The 19,270-nt window shown below is 56.1% G+C and carries 20 protein-coding genes; 11 read left to right on the top strand and 9 right to left on the bottom strand.

Annotated features, from left to right (window positions below):
• Nucleotides 1-47: 47 nt before the first annotated feature.
• From ACFIMZ_RS11945 to ACFIMZ_RS11965, 5 genes are all read left to right on the top strand, one after another.
• Nucleotides 48-959 carry a phage capsid protein gene (locus ACFIMZ_RS11945; RefSeq protein ID WP_431819702.1) on the top strand — a complete coding sequence of 304 codons (912 nt, stop codon included), beginning with the start codon at nucleotides 48-50 and terminating at the stop codon, nucleotides 957-959.
• Entirely contained in the window at nucleotides 956-2,029 is a 1,074-nt protein-coding gene (locus ACFIMZ_RS11950; protein WP_431819703.1) for a hypothetical protein, read from the top strand. Before ACFIMZ_RS11945 ends, ACFIMZ_RS11950 begins: the two co-directional genes overlap by 4 nt.
• Before the next feature lie 169 nt (nucleotides 2,030-2,198).
• Entirely contained in the window at nucleotides 2,199-3,008 is an 810-nt protein-coding gene (locus ACFIMZ_RS11955; RefSeq protein WP_431819704.1) for a DUF4942 domain-containing protein, read from the top strand.
• A 105-nt stretch (nucleotides 3,009-3,113) separates the two neighbouring features.
• On the top strand, nucleotides 3,114-3,500 hold the full coding sequence (locus ACFIMZ_RS11960; protein ID WP_431819705.1) for a hypothetical protein: 387 nt from the start codon (nucleotides 3,114-3,116) through the stop codon (nucleotides 3,498-3,500).
• Between the two features lie 18 nt (nucleotides 3,501-3,518).
• Nucleotides 3,519-3,818 carry a hypothetical protein gene (locus ACFIMZ_RS11965; RefSeq protein ID WP_431819706.1) on the top strand — a complete coding sequence of 100 codons (300 nt, stop codon included), beginning with the start codon at nucleotides 3,519-3,521 and terminating at the stop codon, nucleotides 3,816-3,818.
• Between the two features lie 3 nt (nucleotides 3,819-3,821).
• Here ACFIMZ_RS11965 and ACFIMZ_RS11970 read toward each other — a convergent pair whose 3' ends face one another.
• Nucleotides 3,822-4,079 (bottom strand): helix-turn-helix domain-containing protein, encoded by a 258-nt coding sequence (locus ACFIMZ_RS11970; protein WP_076479537.1) that lies wholly within the window; start codon nucleotides 4,077-4,079, stop codon nucleotides 3,822-3,824.
• Between the two features lie 65 nt (nucleotides 4,080-4,144).
• Between ACFIMZ_RS11970 and ACFIMZ_RS11975 the strand changes: the two genes are divergently transcribed.
• From ACFIMZ_RS11975 to ACFIMZ_RS11985, 3 genes are all read left to right on the top strand, one after another.
• Nucleotides 4,145-4,474, top strand: a complete 330-nt coding sequence (locus tag ACFIMZ_RS11975) for a hypothetical protein (RefSeq protein ID WP_431819707.1) — start codon at nucleotides 4,145-4,147, stop codon at nucleotides 4,472-4,474.
• Between the two features lie 350 nt (nucleotides 4,475-4,824).
• Nucleotides 4,825-6,153 carry a hypothetical protein gene (locus ACFIMZ_RS11980; protein ID WP_431819708.1) on the top strand — a complete coding sequence of 443 codons (1,329 nt, stop codon included), beginning with the start codon at nucleotides 4,825-4,827 and terminating at the stop codon, nucleotides 6,151-6,153.
• Between the two features lie 156 nt (nucleotides 6,154-6,309).
• Entirely contained in the window at nucleotides 6,310-7,326 is a 1,017-nt protein-coding gene (locus tag ACFIMZ_RS11985) for a hypothetical protein (protein WP_431819709.1), read from the top strand.
• Between the two features lie 270 nt (nucleotides 7,327-7,596).
• On the opposite strand, the gene ACFIMZ_RS11990 is transcribed toward ACFIMZ_RS11985, so the two are convergent.
• The 4 genes from ACFIMZ_RS11990 to ACFIMZ_RS12005 form a co-directional block, all read right to left on the bottom strand.
• On the bottom strand, nucleotides 7,597-8,715 hold the full coding sequence (locus ACFIMZ_RS11990; protein WP_431819710.1) for a beta family protein: 1,119 nt from the start codon (nucleotides 8,713-8,715) through the stop codon (nucleotides 7,597-7,599).
• A gap of 1 nt (nucleotide 8,716) precedes the next feature.
• Nucleotides 8,717-9,931 (bottom strand): ImmA/IrrE family metallo-endopeptidase, encoded by a 1,215-nt coding sequence (locus ACFIMZ_RS11995; RefSeq protein WP_431819711.1) that lies wholly within the window; start codon nucleotides 9,929-9,931, stop codon nucleotides 8,717-8,719.
• 8 nt (nucleotides 9,932-9,939) lie between these two features.
• The gene (locus ACFIMZ_RS12000) at nucleotides 9,940-10,179 is read right to left on the bottom strand and encodes a hypothetical protein (RefSeq protein WP_431819712.1); all 240 of its coding nucleotides are present in this window, start codon (nucleotides 10,177-10,179) and stop codon (nucleotides 9,940-9,942) included.
• A gap of 512 nt (nucleotides 10,180-10,691) precedes the next feature.
• Nucleotides 10,692-13,496, bottom strand: a complete 2,805-nt coding sequence (locus tag ACFIMZ_RS12005; RefSeq protein WP_431819713.1) for a hypothetical protein — start codon at nucleotides 13,494-13,496, stop codon at nucleotides 10,692-10,694.
• A gap of 552 nt (nucleotides 13,497-14,048) precedes the next feature.
• On the opposite strand from ACFIMZ_RS12005, the gene ACFIMZ_RS12010 reads away from it, so the two are divergent.
• Nucleotides 14,049-15,020: a hypothetical protein gene (locus ACFIMZ_RS12010; RefSeq protein ID WP_431819714.1), complete on the top strand. Its 972-nt coding sequence runs from the start codon at nucleotides 14,049-14,051 to the stop codon at nucleotides 15,018-15,020.
• 234 nt (nucleotides 15,021-15,254) lie between these two features.
• Here the strand turns inward: ACFIMZ_RS12010 and ACFIMZ_RS12015 are convergent, their stop codons facing one another.
• The 4 genes from ACFIMZ_RS12015 to ACFIMZ_RS12030 form a co-directional block, all read right to left on the bottom strand.
• Nucleotides 15,255-16,166: a hypothetical protein gene (locus tag ACFIMZ_RS12015; protein ID WP_431819715.1), complete on the bottom strand. Its 912-nt coding sequence runs from the start codon at nucleotides 16,164-16,166 to the stop codon at nucleotides 15,255-15,257.
• A 403-nt stretch (nucleotides 16,167-16,569) separates the two neighbouring features.
• Complete coding sequence (locus tag ACFIMZ_RS12020; protein WP_431819716.1) at nucleotides 16,570-17,127, bottom strand: rolling circle replication-associated protein; 558 nt, start codon at nucleotides 17,125-17,127, stop codon at nucleotides 16,570-16,572.
• A gap of 48 nt (nucleotides 17,128-17,175) precedes the next feature.
• Nucleotides 17,176-17,364 carry a hypothetical protein gene (locus ACFIMZ_RS12025; protein WP_431819717.1) on the bottom strand — a complete coding sequence of 63 codons (189 nt, stop codon included), beginning with the start codon at nucleotides 17,362-17,364 and terminating at the stop codon, nucleotides 17,176-17,178.
• Nucleotides 17,365-17,612: 248 nt separating this feature from the next.
• Nucleotides 17,613-17,798 carry an AlpA family transcriptional regulator gene (locus ACFIMZ_RS12030; RefSeq protein ID WP_431819718.1) on the bottom strand — a complete coding sequence of 62 codons (186 nt, stop codon included), beginning with the start codon at nucleotides 17,796-17,798 and terminating at the stop codon, nucleotides 17,613-17,615.
• 276 nt (nucleotides 17,799-18,074) lie between these two features.
• Between ACFIMZ_RS12030 and ACFIMZ_RS12035 the strand changes: the two genes are divergently transcribed.
• Complete coding sequence (locus tag ACFIMZ_RS12035) at nucleotides 18,075-18,935, top strand: hypothetical protein (RefSeq protein WP_431819719.1); 861 nt, start codon at nucleotides 18,075-18,077, stop codon at nucleotides 18,933-18,935.
• A complete protein-coding gene (locus ACFIMZ_RS12040; RefSeq protein WP_431819720.1) occupies nucleotides 18,932-19,144 on the top strand; it encodes a hypothetical protein in 213 nt (70 codons plus the stop codon). Before ACFIMZ_RS12035 ends, ACFIMZ_RS12040 begins: the two co-directional genes overlap by 4 nt.
• The last annotated feature ends 126 nt before the right edge of the window (nucleotides 19,145-19,270 follow it).

Below are 19,270 nucleotides of genomic sequence, written 5' to 3' on the forward strand. Positions count from 1 at the left end.
CACGCTCGATCCCTGCTTCCCTTCCCTTTTCAATTTAGAGAACCATCATGCTCAAAGGCTTGGCTATCGTCCCACCCATCATCGGCCGTATCTCGATCGGCCGAATTGTCGAGAAGAACGGCAAGCGTCTCCCGGAGAAGGACGACGCGTTCACCTTGACCACTCAAGTACAAAATCGTGGCGAGTGGCTGTTGCATCCGCTCAACGAAACGCTACGCAAAGCGACACCCGGCAAGCTGCGGACGATTCCGGTCCGCGTGCTATTCAACGACCCGGATCTGAACCTGCGGGCCGAATACTCGCTGTTCGATCGCGACACCGGAAGACCTATATGTGTAGGCAATGGCGAGACATGCCGACGAGTAACGGACGCTGGCATCGAAACCCTGCCGTGCCCCAGTCCGGACGGCTGCATGTTCGGTCGTCAGGGCGGCTGTAAGCCCTATGGCCGAATGAACGTGATTATCGGGGACGAGGACGAGATGGGGAGCTTCGTCTTTAGAACGACCTCGTTTAACTCGATCCGCACCCTCGCCGCCCGACTGCACTACTTCCGCGCTGTCTCCGGCAATCTGCTCGCCAGTCTGCCGCTGGAATTGAAGCTCAGGGGCAAATCGACCACGCAGAGCTACCGGTCCGCAATCTACTACGTCGATCTCGGCGTTCGCTCAGGCTGCACGTTGGAAGACGCACTCGTACAGGCGAAGGAACTGGACACACGACGCCGCTCGGCCGGATTCGACCAGGCCGCGCTCGATGCCGCAGCCAAGCTCGGCTTTGCCAACGGGGCATTCGAGGACAGTCCCGACGAGGGAGCCGCTGTTGTCGAGGAATTTTATCCCGACGCTGCGGCCGACCACGCGAATGTGGGAAGCAGCACTACCGATACGCCTACTACCCTGCGCGACAAGCTGGAACGCAAGGCCGCGCTGCTCGGCGGGAAGGCGGCGGCGGCATGAGCGTTCGACGCTGGGCGCTCATGTTGGCGGTCATGGCAACGACCACTGCGCTCAGCCTGTCCATTCTGGCGGGCTGGCAGCGCGGCGGGACGTTACAGGAACGGCTCATCTGGATCGCAATCGGCACGGTGCTCGTCACGAGCGCGCATCTGTTGCCGGCGTTGACCCGAGATACGCCGATCGTCATCCAAGGAGTCGGTAGCGTGTTATGGGGCGCATGTCTGGCGACAGCTTGCTACGGGCATGCGGTCTTCTTCGTTCTCGCTCAACAGCATGCCGGAGAACAACGGGCGTCAACGGTACAGGTAGCTTCGGTTACGCCGCCCGCTCGCAGTCTCACGACCGTCATGGCGGAACGCGCGAGCGTAACTGCGCAGCTCGCCACGGCCAATGCCCGTTACTGCGCTGGCAATTGCGTCTCGCTGGAGGGCCGTCGCGTGACGCTTGCGGCCAAGATGGAAGCGCTGAATGACGAAGCCGATGACATTCGACGCCAGCAGGCCGCGACGGATCGAGTCACGGCACAACATGACGCGTTACTTGCCGATCCCGTCACGACGCGACTTGCGGCGTTAGTCGGCACGACTGCTGCTCGGATCGATCTCCTGACCGGCCTCACATTCGCCGCAGTATTGGAAGGCGTTGCGTGCCTGTTGTGGACGGTCGCGCTTCGGTCGCCGTTACCGATGCCGCTGCCTGTGACTGGCGTCACACCGGCAGCAGTCACGGTGACGGCCGACGTGACTCAATCCGTAGTCACGGACGCGACCGACGCGACTCCTTCGGTAGTCGTGCCAGTCGCAGCGAGTCACGCCAATGAGACCGTTAGTCGCAATTCCTCGACTCTCGGTCGCAGCAGCACGACCCGTAGTCACGCGCCACGCGACGCCCCGGTCACGCCATTACCGGCTGGCGATCCCATCGACGACCACCTGACGCAACTCGTCCGAGACATCGCGGCAGGTCTCGTTCGCCCCACCGTCACCGACATCCGTCGTCATCTCGGCTGTTCCCAGGCACGCGCGGTCACGCTTCGTCGCCAGCTCGCCGAACGCAATGTTGCGGCATAGAAGCCGGGCTTCGCGCCCGACTTTCTCTCTCTTGTTCTGCAATCAACATGGCCTATGACCCGTTCGAACACCTGCACCGGCATCACGATCTGGAATCGTGCAGATGTTGGGCACGACCGATACGCCTCCTGTCCTTCAACCCATTTTTCACCACATTGGCCGAAGCGCTATGGATACACCAACTGATCTCGTCAAAAGTCTCAGCATCGCCAATCTCGCCAACCAGCGTGTCGCCGTCGTCGAACGCGTGCGCGCCGCCCTCGATCTGCTCGGCGAAGCCCAACAGCTCGCTAAGGCTGCGCATCTCGGTTTTCCGCGCCTCGTGCTCGACGAAAGCTACGGCTGTCGTGGCCGACCGACCATTACCGGAGAGTATGCGAAGCGCGACGAAGCTGAGGCCGCCATCGTCCGCCTCATCGACATACGTGGCTGGGATTACCTGTTGTCCGAATCGGGCCTGCGCACCTTCATGGACGCCAAGGCTCGCGAACAGTGGAGTAGTCAAATTGCCGAAGGCGACGTGCCCGACCTGACAGCGTCCAACATCGAAGCCACCTTCGCGCAGCTCTACGGCGCGCGCGGCGACATGTTCGAACGCGGTGTGCTGCAGTGCTTCAGGCGGTTGTCCTGGAATTACCGAACCAACGAACCGTTCAAGTTTGGAAAGCGCATCATCGTGCGATATCTGTTCAGCTCCGGTTCGCCCAATCACCGAGTCACGAATGAACTGGACGACCTGATTCGCGTGTTCTGCGTGCTTGATGGCAAGCCCGAGCCGGATCACCGGCACGGCGCGTATGTTCTCGTCTCGGATACGCGGCAGTCACGGCAGACCGAGGCGGAGAACACCTATTTCCATCTGCGCTGGTTCAAGAACGGCAACGGCCATCTGAGCTTCAAGCGACCTGATCTGGTCGACAAGATGAACCAGATTCTCGCAAAGCACTACCCGAACGCGCTCGCGTCCGAGACACGCTAGTCCCGCTCTGTGTCGGGCGCATCCAGCGTCCGGCGCGTCCCTTCACTTCCGACCTTGCATCCGGTTCTGCCGGAGGCTCGTGCTCGCCCCTCTGGAAAACCCGTCATGCCATCCGTTATAGCAATGCTCAAGCGGCGATGGGCTGCACGCATTCGCTCTGCTACTGCCCGCCCCTCACCTGCGGCCCGCTATGCCAACAAACTGATTCGGGACGAGCCCAGTCGGTTTGATGCGATCGAGATTCACGGTGTTCGGCAGTTCACCGATGCGATCAATCCCGCTCGGTCCTACTGCGAGATCGACCACGACCACCCGGATTTTTTCAGCGTCTACCTGCATTGCGTCTGCGGCGGCGTGATGTGCTGCGCCGATCTACCAACGAGCCGGAACGCGCTGCGCTATGCCCGCGCCATCGCCCGCCGTTACGGCTGGCCGGTCTACGACTACTGCCCGACAATACCTCGCGACGCGGGCCAGCACCCTACGTCCTGAATAGAAGAGATCTTCATCATGAATCTGTCCTCCACCAACCATGCGAGCCCGCGTTTCAAGCTCGGTCGGATCTTCGCCACACTTGCCGCCTTGGAAGTCATCGCTGACGCGCGCGTGTCGATCATTGACCTGCTGATCCGTCATATCCGTGGCGATTGGAGCGGCCTGTCCGAATCCGACCGTCAGCAGAACGAGTGCGCTGTCGAGAAGGGACAGCGCCTACTGTCCAGCTATGTCCTGCCGGGCGGGCACACCGTCTGGCTGATCACGGAGGCGGACCGCTCTGCCTCCACGTTCCTGCCACCGGCCGACTACTAGCGATCAGCGCGGCAACGATGTAATCGGCTGATCCAGCAGTGCGTCGATGAAAGCGTGTGGGTCGGCATCAAGCACTCGCAGGAAGTCCAGCAGCTCAACGACGTCGAGGCGGCGCACACCACTCTCGACCTTTGACACGAAGGCTTGCGGCCGTCCAAGCCGATCCGCAACGTCCTGCTGCAGCAAGCCGCGTTGCTTGCGCAAGTCCGCGAGCATGGTCGCGATCCGCTGGTAGCGGGGGTCGTGGATCGGATGGGTCATGAATAAATTCTAGATACACATGCCAAATATACTTTATCCGTATACGGTATATTTCAGGGATTGGCATGTTTCAACTCGTCTGGCTGTCCTGCTCCGCCGCGACAGCGTTCGGCATCGCGTTCGACATGCACCGGTTACGCGCCAACCGCGTTGGGCTTCGACCGATTGGGTGGGCCGTCGCGTCGGCATGCATCGGGCCGGTCGCCGGGGCTGCGTACCTGATTCGGCGACGGGCCGCGCGGTCGGCGCTGATCGAGGCTGTATGGCAGTTCGTTGGGGATGCGTCCCACCCCGTTGACGTGCGCCGGGAGCGACTGATAGCGCTCAAGCACAGTGGTCTGCTTGGGGCACCGATCTTCCGGGCATGTCTTGCAGCGCTGGATGCGGAAATCTGACGACGCCGGGCTGCCGCGCGTAACCCACGGAGATGCAAAGCGGCCCACAAAAGGAAAAACAATGCTTGATTCGACCGGGGAAGTACACATCCTCAGGGATGCCCATCTCAGTTCGTCGCACCCGGTGCTCTCTGGCCACCGAGTAGCGAATCGGCTGCACTTGGCGGTACTCGCCGAACAGCTCATGTAGCGAATTCGTGTCTGGTTCTGGCAATGCACGATGGCCCTCGGATCGCCAGAACCTTTTTGCCGACCGGTTCGCCGGTCGGCTTTTTTTCATTCGCAAGGCCCAGCAGCAATCACGGCTGGATTCATCAAAGCAGGCGTTACTTCAAGAGGTACAGATCAACATGAAGGACAAGTTCAATACGGGGATTACCAGGCTCGCGCTCGGCACCGCCATGTGTGCGGCATTTACTGCATGCGGTGGTGGGAGCAGCGACGGCAACTCACCGTCCGCCGGTAACAATTCTGTTTCGGTCAACACGACGGGAACAGCCGCGATTGGCTCACCGATCATCAACGGCTCGGTCGAACTAAAGTGCGCGTCCGGAACGACGGCCTCGACCACGACAGGGAAAGGCGGTGAATGGAATGTCTCGCTCAAGAACACGGACTATCCGTGCGTCGCACGCGTCTCCGGCGGCACCTCAAACGGCAAGGATCTGCCGACAGCACTGCATTCGGTCCTCGGCACTCCAGGCGTAACCAACATTACGCCGCTGACCGACATCATGGTCGGGGTACTCGACAAACAGGACCCGGACACTTGGTTCAGCGGCGTGAAAAACGGCGACCTCGTCGGTGCGATAACGAGCGGCAACCTCGACGACGCGCTGATCAAGCTCAAAACGGCGATCGCGACCCTGCCGGGCAAACTGGTGCTACCGGACGGCTTCAATCCGCTCACCGCCAGCTTCAAGGCCGAAAAGGGCGACGCCGGCGACGACGTGCTCGAAACCTACGGTACCGCTCTGACGGCATCCGGACTGTCGCAGTCGGATGCGGCCGTGAACACGGCAAATGGCACGGCACTGACGCGGCAAGCTTACGCTGCGACGGCCTATACGACACCGGGCATCACGCAGATCAAGATCGGATCGTCTGTCAATCTGGACGGCACGTTCGCGATTGCCATCGCCGATCCGAATCGCGGTCAGTACGTTGCGAAGGCAAACATCGATTCGAACGGCAACGTCACGTCGTTCACGAATCCCGGCCCGTTCACCGCCGTCTTGAGCGTCCTGGGCAACCGTGTCGGCCAGCTATGCACGTCCAACGGCGTCGGCAGCGTCGTCGCCAGTCAGCCAGGTCAGTACGTCTATGTCTCCAAGGATCTGGCGGAGGTCACGGATCTGAACGAACTGAACGGCAAGACCTTCGACGAGTACGAGGACTGTGTGAAGTCGGGCACGCTGGCCTTCGCCAACGGCACCGCTACGTTCACGGACAACGCAGGCCATCAGGACGCACCGGATACCAACATCGCACAGGCGCTCACCGATGCGGGCCGCTCTGACCCAGCCAATCATTCGGTCATGCACGCCAAGGTCTACAAGTACACGGCCAACGGCATTACGAAGTACGCCTACCTCACCGTCAACAGCACGATGAGCCCCGATAGCCCGCTCACGTTCGACACGGATACCAAGTACCTGACCATCGGACTGACGCAGTAACCATTCGGTGCCTATACCGCGTCCCAGACAGGCGGCGGCGTATTCCCTCGGCGCAGAGGCTGGGCATTCCACCGGCCTGCTGCGCCTTTCTCTATCTGGCGATAGCTACCCGCTTCTCAGCCTATGCGCCGATCTCAACCCCAACATCTTTCGCTCATGAACATGAAAACCATAACCCTTGCTGCGATGACGGCCCTGAACCTTACGCTGACGGGCTGCGGTCATTCCGAGGTAAACACGGTCAGGGCTGCAACCGTTCCTCAAGATGCGACACATACCTACGACACTGCGCTGTCGAACCGCAGTTCGTGCGAGAAGGACGAATGGCGTTCGTTCAAGGACGACACAAACCGAACGGTCGTCGAATACCGCTGTGATCTCAAGGGTGGTGCGGAGCTTCTTGCCGCGTTCCGCCAGCAGAAGATCAGCGATACGCAGCACGACTATCAAGGCTATTACCGCGGCCTCGATCAGACCGCCGAGCGCATCCGCCAGAAGAATCCCGATGTCCTGGAGAAACAGCTCGCCGATGCCCAAAGGCAGCTCGCGCAGTTGCAGGCCAATGGCGCGCCATCGGGTGCAGATACGCCGGAAGCGCTGAAACAGGCCATCGTCAACCGCGAAAGCGCAATGCAGGCGGCCCAGTCCTCCGTCGAGCGGGCACAACGGGAGCTGGATGACGCCCGAAATAACCGGACCGGCGTGCAGCAGGAGCGCGAGCGTTTTGAGCAGGCCGAGAAAGACGCGCTCGCGCAGATTGACAAGGCATACGGCGCCATCGCCAAGGCAACTGAAGTGTTCCAGTGGTTCGTGCGGGATGATGAAGTCGTGCCGGCCTGGTCCGGTGTCGAATTGGCAAAGCAGGACGGTAGCACCACTCGCCTCGACAGGAATTGGAGTCAGACGATGTGGGATTTGCTCCACCGCCGGGGCGATGATCACGTTCACGCCGTGCTCAACGTCCCTGACAACATCGTCCCCGGCCAGCAGCCCCCGGCATCAGAATCGGCAGCGGTTCCGAAGGCCATCGATGCCGCTCAGCCGTCGGGCAAAGGCCAAGACTGCTACGACGCCAAGCTGAAGGACTTCCGCAACGGCATGGGGGAAGAAGCGCCCGTCAGCAACGACATGATGCGCGAGTGGCGCGGCCAGTGCGGGCTATCACCGGCCTGAGCCGGTAGTCCGGTCGGACTTCAGCATGAGTGCCGCGCCAGCATGGCGCGGCGCTCTTTCGGCATCTAGCTTCCACGGTCGATTTTTCTTTGTGTGGGCAAACAGCTTCCCATAAGGGCTCCTGTAAATTGGAGACCCGCAATCAGCGGCGGTGATGATCGAATAGCTAGGGCGAACTTCCTAATGCGGGATCTTCTGCCTAAAGCAAGTCATTTACCTAAAAGGGAGCTAATCAAACTTTGCCATAGCAGATGAGCTCGAAAATGTCGGCTACGCAAGGTCGGTCGGATTCGTGATCTTGGTTCCGACGCTTTTTTTGACGTGCTCGGTCACTTCGGCCATCACCATATGGATGTGATGGCTGCTATCGACTGCAATCATGGACGTCGGATCACGCAGCTGCTTAATTCCCAAACTGCAGTTCAAAAGCTCGGAATCTCCCCAGCTGAATGCAGCCTTCATATAGTGAACAGATGCCACGAGTTTCCGCGCAAGTTCCTTATGTTGGATTTCGAGCGAGTCTCGCTTCTTGGTGTGCCCCCGAACAATGAAAAATTGGTTTTCTATGGTGTAACGGATCTTGGCGTTTGCATCCGGTGCGATCACGCCCTCGACGGCCTCCGGGCTTCGGATCAGGTAATCGCCAAAGACAATTTGATCGTCTTTGAGACCTGTCAGCACAGCTTTCCAAGCCTGCATCTCGACCCGCGCAATACATCCCTCCGTGTCGGGAGTATCCACGGCAAGGTTCACGCCTGCGGGCATTGAGCCGCCGGCAACAATGACCACGCTGAAGCCCATTGAGCGCAGCGCATGCACGGCTGCCTCAGTATCCTGAATTATGTCCGGGATAGTAGCTTTCGATACGTCACCAAAATCCACCATCACATAGCAGTTGCCTGCGCCAAGAGAGAGGTCGGCGAGCATATCTTGGATTCGGCCCTGGAAATACGGGAGGTCTCCAAGATCGTCTTGGATAGCCTCCAAGTCAAGGCGGATGCACGGAGTTATCTGATGCAACATCCGAATGTTCTTCAGCGCTTGACTGTAGACGGGGTCATCCCAGCGATCATAGCCAAGGACGGGATGTACAGAAACCCCAGCGGCACGAAGTTGCGCAAATGCAAACTCGAGGACGTGAATCCCGCTTTCCGTTCGAGCATCCGGACTCCATTTTGAGATGTCCAGGAAGGCAGGACGCCCTGACCACGCCTTACCTCCTGCTACCGCCGTTTTAGAGATGCGCTTCTCATGCAGAACAGCCTCTGGCGGTTTAGCGGGCAACTCAAAGAGCGGGATGATCCTGTTGGCTACCGCGTTGGGCAGATTCGTGAGAGCGGTAAACTCCCCGCGCTTGGCGGCCATTACCGGAACATAACTGAGACTCATGCTAGATCTCCACTTCTGAAACATTGAAGTGCTTGCGCACTTGGTTCTGGCCTACCAAATCGTTAAACAACGTGTAATTCTCCCGCTCTTTCCTCAGCCTGCCAGCGATGATTGCGGGGTGGATCTTGAGCTCCCTTGAAAGCTTATCGATCGATTCGTTGCTTGGGTTCAGATACGCTTCGCTGCGTTTCCACGTCACACGAGGAATTAGCGCCTCCTTTGCGATGCGATTGGCCTCAAGCTCTCTCCGATCCTCGGATGAAGAATCCATGTTGTCCAAGAATGTCTCATCGGGATTAACATGCTTCCAAAGATGAGCGACCTCATGAAGCAATGTAAACCAAAAATTATCGAGACGATCAAATCTCAAAGTCAGCCCAATAATCGGCGTACCATCCGAATCCTGCAACGCAGCTCCGTCAAGGAGTGTCCCTTTCAGCGGGGGTTCGACAATAACTGCTATTCCATAGCGTTCGAGAAACTCCACTGCCAACGCTGGCCCATGATCGGACCAACTCAGCTGCACTAAATCGCGCAGGAACGTAGGCGAAAAAACACCCTTATCAAATCTACCTAAACTAGCCTTCCTATCCCTGGATTTCTGAATGATCCTGGCCAACCAAGCATACAGCGCATATTTAGTAGTTGGAGACCATGCATCGCCATGAAGTGAACGCCGGAAGGCTGCCGTTCCAAACTGCATTCCAGCATTTGCAATGAAATTCCGTACAAGCTCTTCTGTCGATCCCACTGCCTTACTTGAGAGCTTCTGCAACCAGCCTCGCGCAACCATCTCTTTGACAGGAAAACCACTCCAATCAACGTCATCCTTCCTCGTCTGCGGGGCGTCTACCGGCTCAGTACCAAGGAGTGTCTCCGCTGATATACCTAATCCGCTGGAAAGGGCTCGGATCATCGGGATCGTCAGCGGGCGCTTCCTGCCCAGAACCTCGGATACACGGCTACGTGTGCCGAAGTAAGGCACAAGGTCTGCCTGCCTTAGCCCCTGCTCCTGCATTCGAAAGAGGATTGCATCAATCGGATCAGGCGCTTCAACGGGATACTTTTGATTTTCATATGCCTCTACGAGTACCGATAGCAGCTCCAAGCGCTCGGCTTCGGCACTTCCTGACAGTGGGTTACCTGCAATCAAGTCCTGAATCTCAAGCAAATATGCTTGATGCTGCTCCTCTGAGCGAATTACTTTCGTGTCCATTAACTTCATCAATTTGTGCGCTTCAGATCGCATACGATCGCCACGGCGAGGGAAAAGGACAGTGCCACCTCAATCCAGGCCGCCTGAGGCTCTACACGGAATTGAATTACGTTATCCGTGATGCACTTCGCCTGGGGGAACTGACGTAGCACATCCTTGGCTTGCTTCCAGTTCGCGTTCGCTACTTCTGAAATCCAGGCCCGGAGCCATTTGTCGGTCTGGTCGTCTAACCCAAACAGCTCCTGCAACCTGTTCCTTCCGTGTAATTTCATATCTTGATATGTTCACGACATGGGAGCAAATATACGCCCAGCCTCGGGAACGGTCAAGTTCCCATTTTGGGAAATTCATGCGGCGTCACACTCAAACGAGCTAAGGATCGCCCGCGAACGTGATCGGAAGCACATGCTTGGGCAACCGGCGAACTAGCACATCTGCCCTCCAGAGACGTCGCAACCCCGCAGAGGCTACTAACATTTTGCTCGCGGCGATCTTTCAGATTTTAAATAGGGACAGATGCCACTAGCAAAACGTCCTAGCCGGCCCCGATAGGGTCGCTTTTCACCAGGCAAATAGTCATTCAATCGCCCAGTGCCGCCGTCGCATCGGCTGACAACGTGGGCGGTCCACAAAAGCGGCCACTCCGAAGTTCGCCTCCCCGTCGGCAGCACAAAACTCTCTTCGCGATCCGCTGCAGATATCGGCTTAGAGAATGTCGCCCCAAAAAGGCGGGCATGACATGGGTGCATCTTCAACCAGATCAGCTTAAGCGCTCTTTCAACGCATCCACACGCGCTGTCAATTGGCGTACGTACTTGTCGTCGCTGGCCGAGCTTCGTGCAGCCTCTGCGCTCTCCAATGCTTGGGGGACCGAGCCGAGCGCCTCATGGCACTGGCTCATTAGATCGTGGTAGATCGCCAGTCTTGCTTTTCCCTTGACGTCCTTCTCGGCACCATTGAGTGCGCGCTTGGCCGTAATCAATGCCGGCGCGGCTTGATCAAGCGCCAGTTCCGCCTTGGCCTGCTGATAGAGCAGCCAGTGGTCTTTCGCTTCCTCGTCGATCTTTTTGGCGGCTTCTAATGCTGCCGTCGGATCGCCGATGGCTAAGAAGGTCTTCGCGAGAACCCGTGCGACGAAGGGGTCGCTTCCTGATGCGCTCGCCAATTCATCTGCGAACGCCCTCATGGTGCTCTCCAGTTTGCTGGCAAGTACCGGATCACCGCTTCGAGCGGCAACGATAGAGACGTTTGCAAGTGCCTCGCAGGCGTTTACCCATTGGCGTTGGTGCACCGTGTTGGGAAATATGGCGAGCATGTCGGGAAAGATCTCAGCCACGGCAAGACAAGTCTCGCCGTGGCGATACCCGAACAATGTGGTGAGAGCGAGAAAGGCCTCGTAGAACTGATCGAAGCCCTCAAGCGCGGACAATGCGACTACGTCGCCGAATTGCTTGACGGCCGCCGCATCTGCATTTATCTCGCTACTAACCTTTGTGTAGGATCGAAGTCGGCTCAAGGTCGCGAGCGATACACGCAAAGGCACGGCATAGAGGTCTTGCTGGACGTCGGCAACGAGCCGGCGAATCGCTGCCTCGCCTTGCTTCTTAGCCTCGGCATTGGCGTCGGTCTGCGTTCCCAAATGCGCGATCTGTCCGTATGTGGCATGCCATTCGGGCCGTTCCGTCAGGAGTTCGCGGAAGCATGCCAATGCGGCGTCGATCTCGCCACAGCGACGTAGCGCCTTGCCCTGGTGGTGAAGCATCTCTGCACGGACTTCAGGGTCCTTAGTCTCTGCCGCTATCCTGCCGTAGTCGCTGGCGCAGGACTTGTAGTGGGCCGTACGATCCGGTTTTTCGAGCGCGTACGAGGCCGCCTCTCTGGCGTCGACAATACAGAGCAACTCCGCGATCGGCATGTCAGCCTTGGCGTCGATGCCTTGCAACTTAGAGATCAATGCTGCTCGTGATGGCTTGTCTATCTGCAATAGAGAGTAAGTTAGCCAACCCGCTTGCTTTGCGTCCCAACCGGCGTCGTAGGCTGCTTGGAGCTGATCTGCCGACAGATGGATTTGCCTCAGCACGCTCGGCGTCATCTCGCCACGTTTCTGATCGACGTATTGCGCAATAGCCTGCGCCAGTTGATGATTTGCAGTTGCACCCGAGTGCGATACTCGACAGATCAAATCGTGAACGGACAGAGCCGCAGTCGCCGCCGTCCGATTCAGAATGGCGAGCGATTGCAGCGACGCGCGCGCGTTTATTCCGATGAAGCCTCTGAGAAACTGCGAATCGTACGTCGTGCACCCACTGTCGGCGATCTTCTGCAGAGCTTGGCGGTTTTCAACGCTTAGACGACGCAGAACGCGTTCCATCACGTTTCCGCCATCGTTCTCGTGAACGGTCTTCGGATCTTGCAGGATCTCTCGATAGAGATCGTCAGCAGGCACATCATCGATCTTGGCCACTTCCCGTGTGACTGCAAGGATCAACGGGCAAAAGCGACAGGCCTCAACGAATTGCTTGCAGGTTTCGCTCGCAGTGTCTTCGGCCTCCCCTAGGACCTGAAGGCCGGTTGACATAGACATCAGCGGCAGCTGCAAATGAACTGCGCTGCCGGGAACGCCGACTTGCGAAGTCACGAGAACGCGCCCTCCAAGCTCGAATCCCGTCCGGAGATCCGCAAAGGAATCAGGCGCTACCGCACGACTTAGATCATCGATGATCAGCAAAGTTTTGGTAGCGTTGAACACGCCGGCAACGTTCATCGCCGCGCCACCACGTGAACGCTTGATCGCCGTGAGCGGCGTGTCGTCAGGCCAGTCTCCGCCCGAAATCCAAAGATAGTTTCCGAACTGTGACAAGTCTGCATGGACGTAGTCGATTGCAGCCTGTGTTTTGCCGGACCCGCTGAGGCCGTGCAAGACGCACACTTGAGCGCCCGCTGCGAAGTGCTGGCGTATGGCATCGATGAAAGACTGCTCGGATCGATGGTGGGCACAAGCTGAGGGAACCCGTCCGTAGTACTCGTAGCGATCCAGATTTTGCGAGAAGTCAGGAAGATAGTGCCGATAGAAGTCAGCCGCTTGCGAGTTGTCCAGAGAGGACTGAAAGATAGCTTTCGCCAACTCTCGCGCGTCGAGAAAGTTCACCCGATTCCTGTTTTCCTCGCAAATTTTTGACTCGTTGAAGTTGCCGCGAAAGGATGCAGGCTCCTCTTCCGATGAAACCAGATAGATCTTGGAGGGAGGAGTTGAGCCACTCTTCTCGATCGCGTGATTGATGTCTTTCTCGATCTTGTCGAATCGGTTCTCTTTCTTCCTGCCTGAACAGTCCTCGAAATATCCCGACTCGGTACTGTATTCACCGACGATCGTGAAGTCCTGGGAAAACGTGTCGACGGTGTAGCCGACAGGCTTATAGTCCTTGTTGATGCCATGGTGTACGAGCGTCTTATTTTCGAGCGTCTCGATCACTTTGTGTCCGACCAGCTCCAGGCTGACGGCATCGAGATCGGCCAGTTCGTCGATCAAGTCCTTGACGACTCGCTTCTTGATAAGTTCAGACATTGAAATCTCCCCCGCCGATTTGGTCGCGTGTTGAGTTTCGATACTAACCCTTCAATCGTGCCGCGGCTTGGGATTTGCGAAGTGTTTCGAAAGCGGACTTTCATTAAGTTGATGCCGAACGCTCGCTCCGACCGATGAGATGATCCTCGATCGACGGTCAGAAATGACCGTTCCGCTCCGATGGCCGCCCCTGAAACATCAAAGATGTCGACCGGCAGCAGCGGGGCGTTGTCAACCGGCATCTCGCGGACCCGCAGCGACCGACGAAGTGCGGCCATCATCTGCGCGAACGGACGCACGCTCCACGGTCATTGCCCATGCGTTTTCCGAAAGGCCGAACACCTGTCTCGGCAACCGAACAGCACCTCGCGAACAACGTTGCCCGTCAGGCCGACAACGGCGAGTTCACGTCCACATACGCCGAACCGACACGCCAGCGCCGAGCCCACGCCGGTATGCATCGACGTCGATCTCTTCGACGTATGCGAAAGGTATTTCAAAAACGTGTTAGGGTCGAGATGAATTGGACAGACCGAACTTTCAGGAAGTTAGATGACAAAGAGAATTGAACCATTGCCCCCGAACAATACCGAGAACCAGCATTTCGTTTCTCAGAAGGTGCAATCTCTAAACGCCACTCCATCACCAAACGGCGAGATCAGTCACATTAACGCATACAGAAGAAACGGAGAGAGCGAAATTTCCCCAACCAACAAAGGCGGGCGCCCTATCAGACATAATCTAGCATTAATAGATTTGTACACTTTCGATATCGATGGCAAGCTGCGCCGAAACTTCGAGGCACTATTCCATCGCTACGAATCTGAAGTTGCCCAACACACGCTATCCCTGACGGAAAAGGCACTCGCAGGGCGTAGTGACATGCATGAAGAAGTTCTTGGCATCATTCGCGCCAAGCTTTTGGATTTTGTACGCAATCCATATAACGTTCGCGCCTGTTTAAGCATGTTTCCCCAAATGGCTAGCGCTCGAATTACAGATCCGCATGCGGACGAAATTCATCGAATGGTCCTAAATGGGCGCAATCCGCGACAGGATCGCATTTGCAAGATGCTCAACATTACCTCAAAAGAATATCGGAACTGGCTGGCTACACTGTTCATTCTGCTCTACCCTGTTCCTGGTCTGGACAAGCCAATGTTGGACAAGGTTATCGATGGAATTATCTCCGATAAAACCAAAATCAGTGGCTCACATATTCTCATTTACGACGAACCTGTCGTCTTGCTTTCCGATCGTGCATCCAATGTTGCCTTGCCGTCTTCGTCCAACTTCTCACTCGAGTTTCATGCCAGCTCCCACATGTTGGTTACCTTTTATAGCATACAACTCAATAACGTTAATTTTGGATTAATTTCACACAACAGCGGGTTCGAAGTCCGAGTTGCGAGGAACGATAGGGATTTTGTAGAAAGCTACAATCGACGAACTGTGAGTCAGTGCAGAGAGTTGGTATTCGGGTGTGCTCCTACCTTCCCAGGAATAACCATTACCAACACCTGAGCATGCAAACGCCCATTCTGGGTCGATCTGGATCTGCGAACCGGATGACAAGTCTGCCATCGCAAGCAGTCGTTCCTGTTCGCAGTCCGCACCGTCGAGATGCGCGTCCTCCTCCCCGCTCGGCTAGACGCTTACGAGCGGCAGTCAAACGGCAGAAGCAGACATCAAGGGTATCGGGTCAGCACTGCCACGTGCGTTAAGCCCCACTGTTCATAGCGGGTCCGACAGCCCGGTCTAGACGGCGAGGAACTTCTGATATTTTTCGGCGAGCAATGCGAACTCGCCCCATCCCAAACCTGAGACTGCCAATCCAACGCCATTCGATGTGACTCTTCCCCAGAAGAGCACGATACGGTCTGCTGATTCGTCGTTGATGCCTTTCTCTTCCTGCTCACCTGCTGGTACCTTGATCGTGAAATCCGCGATATCGGGATGAGCCCGCAACCTTGTCATGCGGATATTGGTCGGCTTCGGGTGAATACCGGCATTCCAAGAGCGCAGGATGGTTCCGTAATAAAGGCGAGGAATATCACATTCCTCCGTAACTGTCGCGATATCGATCAGGATGTCGGTTAGTTTCCGAGCAACATCGGTACCGGGAAGCACAAAGTACTTGTAGAGGTTGACATCGAAGCGTCGGCACAGCCCCGCGATTGTCGTGATCCTACTTGGAAGCGCGAACGTTTCGCCTCGATGCCTTCCGATGGGAACTTCCGCAACTGGCCCATCATCATCTTCGACAGCACTTTGCCCATACGGCTCGGCGTCCCCATCCGGTTTGTGCGGCCGGTCTTTCGTAAAGGAATTGACAATCGCGAGCTGGTCACTCGCGATAGCCTGCTTAGCATCCTCTTCCGTCAGATATCTTTTCCCGTCCGCGAGCGGCGTGCGAAGTGAGCAAGGAATCGCGCGGTAGGTCAAACGATGCATGAAGCAGCACGAGCGACCATTCGAAAAGCGATCCTTGTCTTTCGGCGAACGGGAGATCGGTGTGAAACATTCCGGGCAATAGAGTCTATCCTCCATGTCCGCTGTATATTCCGAGGGAAGCACCATGTCGGCACTCGAAGGCCGAACGCGGTTCGCAGCGTCAAAGCTCCAATCAGGAGCGTGCAAGGCGTGATTGATTCTGTTGCTGGAAGCCACTCCCTCTCCCATCGATCTGTGCGTTGATTCACGCGAATTTACCGCAGATCTACACCAACTAGCGCATTCATAGCCTCGCCAATCGCTGCTGCAAATCAGTTATGTCTCGATGAATGACCACAGGAGTCCAACATCAGACGACCAGCCCCTTGGGGCCGCTTGAGGCGACGACGATGCTTGACTCAAGAAGGAGTTTGAAGTCGAACGACCAAGCCACCCGCTATGCCGTTTCGGCAAGATCGCCGATACCGGCGCTGCAATGGCCACACCGCATGAACTGTGCGAATCGTCGGGCTCGCGTGCACGAGACACCTGACAGTCGAGCAAAAGACTGTCATTGCGAGGACAATTCACTTCCAACCCCAAACCCTAGGACTGAGTCTACCGGAAACGCTGATAGTTTTCAGTCAAGTCTTGACGTGCCAAACGTCCGTCCATGCCATGGCAGATCATCCATTTCCTGTCCCGGCTGCGCCAGATAGCGAATGATCGTTCTGATCGCTTCCCGCCCCCTCGTATCGTTACGGTCGATCCGGCCTACGCCAACATCGAGTCCACGAGCGATGAGGCGATCCTTCTCGCCATTGCTGCTCCAGTACGCACCCAATCCACGGGTGGCAACCCTCTCCCAGTACTCCCCGATGCGCTGTGCGATGTGAATGTCTGCTCGATGATTGCCTGAGTAAAAAATGAGAAAATGGATGTGTAGGCCAGAAGTTGCTCCTTCTTCGATTTTCCATATATAAGCGTTGATACCTCCCAGCAACTCGTTGCATTCTATATTTCTGAAAAGCCTATTGCGATGACGACGCAAATCGTCAATCGTTATATCCTCGCGATACTCGGACGTGTAGTTGAGAGTCAGGAAGAGAATCAGATATCGGGATCGTCTCTCGTACGCCCGCTTCTCCAGTTCGATACCTCGATCTTCAAGTCGGCTCGCCTTGTATTTGCCATTCATGCTGAATCTCCGGTTGTAGTTCAGCTTATAGACTATGGCGATATGATTTTATCGTTTATGCGCAGGCGTTACGCCTACGCCATCTTCATCTTCATCTTCATCTTCATCTTCATCTTCATCTTCATCTTCATCTTCATCTTCATCTTCATCTTCATCTTCATCTTCATCTTCATCTTCATCTTCATCTTCATCTTCATCTTCATCTTCATCTTCATTTTTGATGACAATGTCGAGCAATCGCCTTCCCTGTCAATCAGAGACTGAGTTCTCTTGATTTACTTTTTATGCCCCCCTTATTTAATTCCATAAGAAGCAACGACGACGACAATGGATAAGCAGACTTTCCTCCGAAAGCCACACAGCGAACGCTCAAAATTAGGCCCACGTTTGTGTATTTTTCGTATGGGCATTTATTCTGCTGATGTTTCATAGATTGAGTCGGAAAGGGATTTCCCCTTTCCGATCATAGCCTGTGCTACCGCGGGTTACGCGACATCGCGCGCCCCGATGCGCGCGATGATCCAATCCTGAATCTCCTGCTCGACCCAGGCTACGCGGCCACCACCCAGCGGAACGGCCTTTGGGAAAGCGCCTTCGGCGATGTACTTGTAGATGGTGGATCGGCGCAGGCCCGTGGCCTGACTGACGTCGGTGAGGCGGATGAGGCGCATGTTGTCGCTCCTGTCTGGTTAGTCCAGACGATTCGGGGCGGCGATGATTTTTAACCGGACAGGAGCCTCGGCCTATGCCCACTCGAGCTAACAAATATCACCCTCTTACTGGAGCAAAGATCCAGCCTCCTCGAAAAATCGAAGAATTTTCGTCCAAAACTACCATCCTCCTTGACTCATACCAATTTTTATTACTAGAATATTTTACTAGGAAATATCTATGATTCATCTATCATTGTTCTATAAATTATCTACTTAACAATCAACAACTTAGACATGAACCACCCTCCAAGTGGCGGCCTTTCAATCCTTGGCGATCAGCGAGAACTTACCCATCGCGAATGGATCTGGGTATGGTTAAAGCTCAAGCACGAAGGGCTCAGGCTTCCGCCCGATCAGTTCGACACGCCAACCATGCGGGCCGCAATGGTGAAGTACTTCACAGACTCACCGGCCTTGAGGATCCATCTCCGTGATCAGCTCCGCCCCCAGGTTTCAAACGCCGACTTGAAATGGATCTCGGACGACGACGAAGAGCAGCTATGGTGGATTAGGGATTATCTTGAGGACGCCAAGCTAAAGCACGAACACCGTAACCACAGTAGATCACCGCCAATTTCGCCCATCTTCACCGAGGTTATTTGGTCGTCGAGAGATGCCGTAATTGCCGCCATTGATTATTGGGATGAAGATCTCGCGACTAAAGAGCTTGTCGTGGAGGGGCTAAGAATCGGCTGGGATGAGCGCGTTCAACGTGAGCGAAAGTTCCGGTGGTTCATCAAAGAAAATGAGCTTGAACAGTGCGATTTAGCGTGGTCGTGGCTGAGAAAAAATAAACCTCATTTGACGACAGGCCAACGGCCTTTCGCAACCCGAGTCGATGTACAGAATTTTTTTGATACGCTTAAATTGAGCGATGACGAGGAAAAATTCGTCATCAACACCATCAAAATGCGATGGAGTCAGCGCAAACATCGCGAAAACATGGTGGGCAAGAAGCAATGCAATCTTATTTTGTCAAATTCAACACTAAAAACCCTGGATAAATTCGCAAACCAGAAAAACCTATCCCGATCACAGTTTATCGAGATACTACTTCAAGAGGAGACGGAGCGTATTCGGAGAATCAAGAAATGACTCTCGAAGCCATCCTGAGTTTCGTGAACACTGGTGCTGTCCATCGGCCCTCGGAAACAGCCTCGCCGCCTCACCACATCGTCGGGCCAAAGCGTTCGGCACTTATTCAGCTTGATCGCCCGCGCGCCGTGGTGGTTGTCGACCCCAGAGTGGCCCCTGGGAATCGATTATGGCGCGACCGCCATCTCAGCGGAAAGCTCTTCGACTGAAATTCTCGGACGCCGGCATCGCTACGCGCGATGCGCGTTTCCGGTCCGCTGAGGGAACTGCGCGTGGATGCAGCTGCAATTCGGTCGACGGCACCCACCTCGCACTTTATGTGCCGAGTCGACCAT

This window comes from Burkholderia sp. F1 (genome assembly GCF_050813845.1).
GTDB classification, from domain to species: domain Bacteria; phylum Pseudomonadota; class Gammaproteobacteria; order Burkholderiales; family Burkholderiaceae; genus Burkholderia; species Burkholderia ubonensis.

Coding starts and splice junctions, on each gene's coding strand:
- ACFIMZ_RS11945 (WP_431819702.1), top strand. CDS start 48: ATGCTCAAAGGCTTGGCTATCGTCCCACCCATCATCGGCCGTATCTCG.
- ACFIMZ_RS11950 (WP_431819703.1), top strand. CDS start 956: ATGAGCGTTCGACGCTGGGCGCTCATGTTGGCGGTCATGGCAACGACC.
- ACFIMZ_RS11955 (WP_431819704.1), top strand. CDS start 2,199: ATGGATACACCAACTGATCTCGTCAAAAGTCTCAGCATCGCCAATCTC.
- ACFIMZ_RS11960 (WP_431819705.1), top strand. CDS start 3,114: ATGCCATCCGTTATAGCAATGCTCAAGCGGCGATGGGCTGCACGCATT.
- ACFIMZ_RS11965 (WP_431819706.1), top strand. CDS start 3,519: ATGAATCTGTCCTCCACCAACCATGCGAGCCCGCGTTTCAAGCTCGGT.
- ACFIMZ_RS11970 (WP_076479537.1), bottom strand. CDS start 4,079: ATGACCCATCCGATCCACGACCCCCGCTACCAGCGGATCGCGACCATG.
- ACFIMZ_RS11975 (WP_431819707.1), top strand. CDS start 4,145: ATGTTTCAACTCGTCTGGCTGTCCTGCTCCGCCGCGACAGCGTTCGGC.
- ACFIMZ_RS11980 (WP_431819708.1), top strand. CDS start 4,825: ATGAAGGACAAGTTCAATACGGGGATTACCAGGCTCGCGCTCGGCACC.
- ACFIMZ_RS11985 (WP_431819709.1), top strand. CDS start 6,310: ATGAACATGAAAACCATAACCCTTGCTGCGATGACGGCCCTGAACCTT.
- ACFIMZ_RS11990 (WP_431819710.1), bottom strand. CDS start 8,715: ATGAGTCTCAGTTATGTTCCGGTAATGGCCGCCAAGCGCGGGGAGTTT.
- ACFIMZ_RS11995 (WP_431819711.1), bottom strand. CDS start 9,931: ATGGACACGAAAGTAATTCGCTCAGAGGAGCAGCATCAAGCATATTTG.
- ACFIMZ_RS12005 (WP_431819713.1), bottom strand. CDS start 13,496: ATGTCTGAACTTATCAAGAAGCGAGTCGTCAAGGACTTGATCGACGAA.
- ACFIMZ_RS12010 (WP_431819714.1), top strand. CDS start 14,049: ATGACAAAGAGAATTGAACCATTGCCCCCGAACAATACCGAGAACCAG.
- ACFIMZ_RS12020 (WP_431819716.1), bottom strand. CDS start 17,127: ATGAATGGCAAATACAAGGCGAGCCGACTTGAAGATCGAGGTATCGAA.
- ACFIMZ_RS12030 (WP_431819718.1), bottom strand. CDS start 17,798: ATGCGCCTCATCCGCCTCACCGACGTCAGTCAGGCCACGGGCCTGCGC.
- ACFIMZ_RS12035 (WP_431819719.1), top strand. CDS start 18,075: ATGAACCACCCTCCAAGTGGCGGCCTTTCAATCCTTGGCGATCAGCGA.
- ACFIMZ_RS12040 (WP_431819720.1), top strand. CDS start 18,932: ATGACTCTCGAAGCCATCCTGAGTTTCGTGAACACTGGTGCTGTCCAT.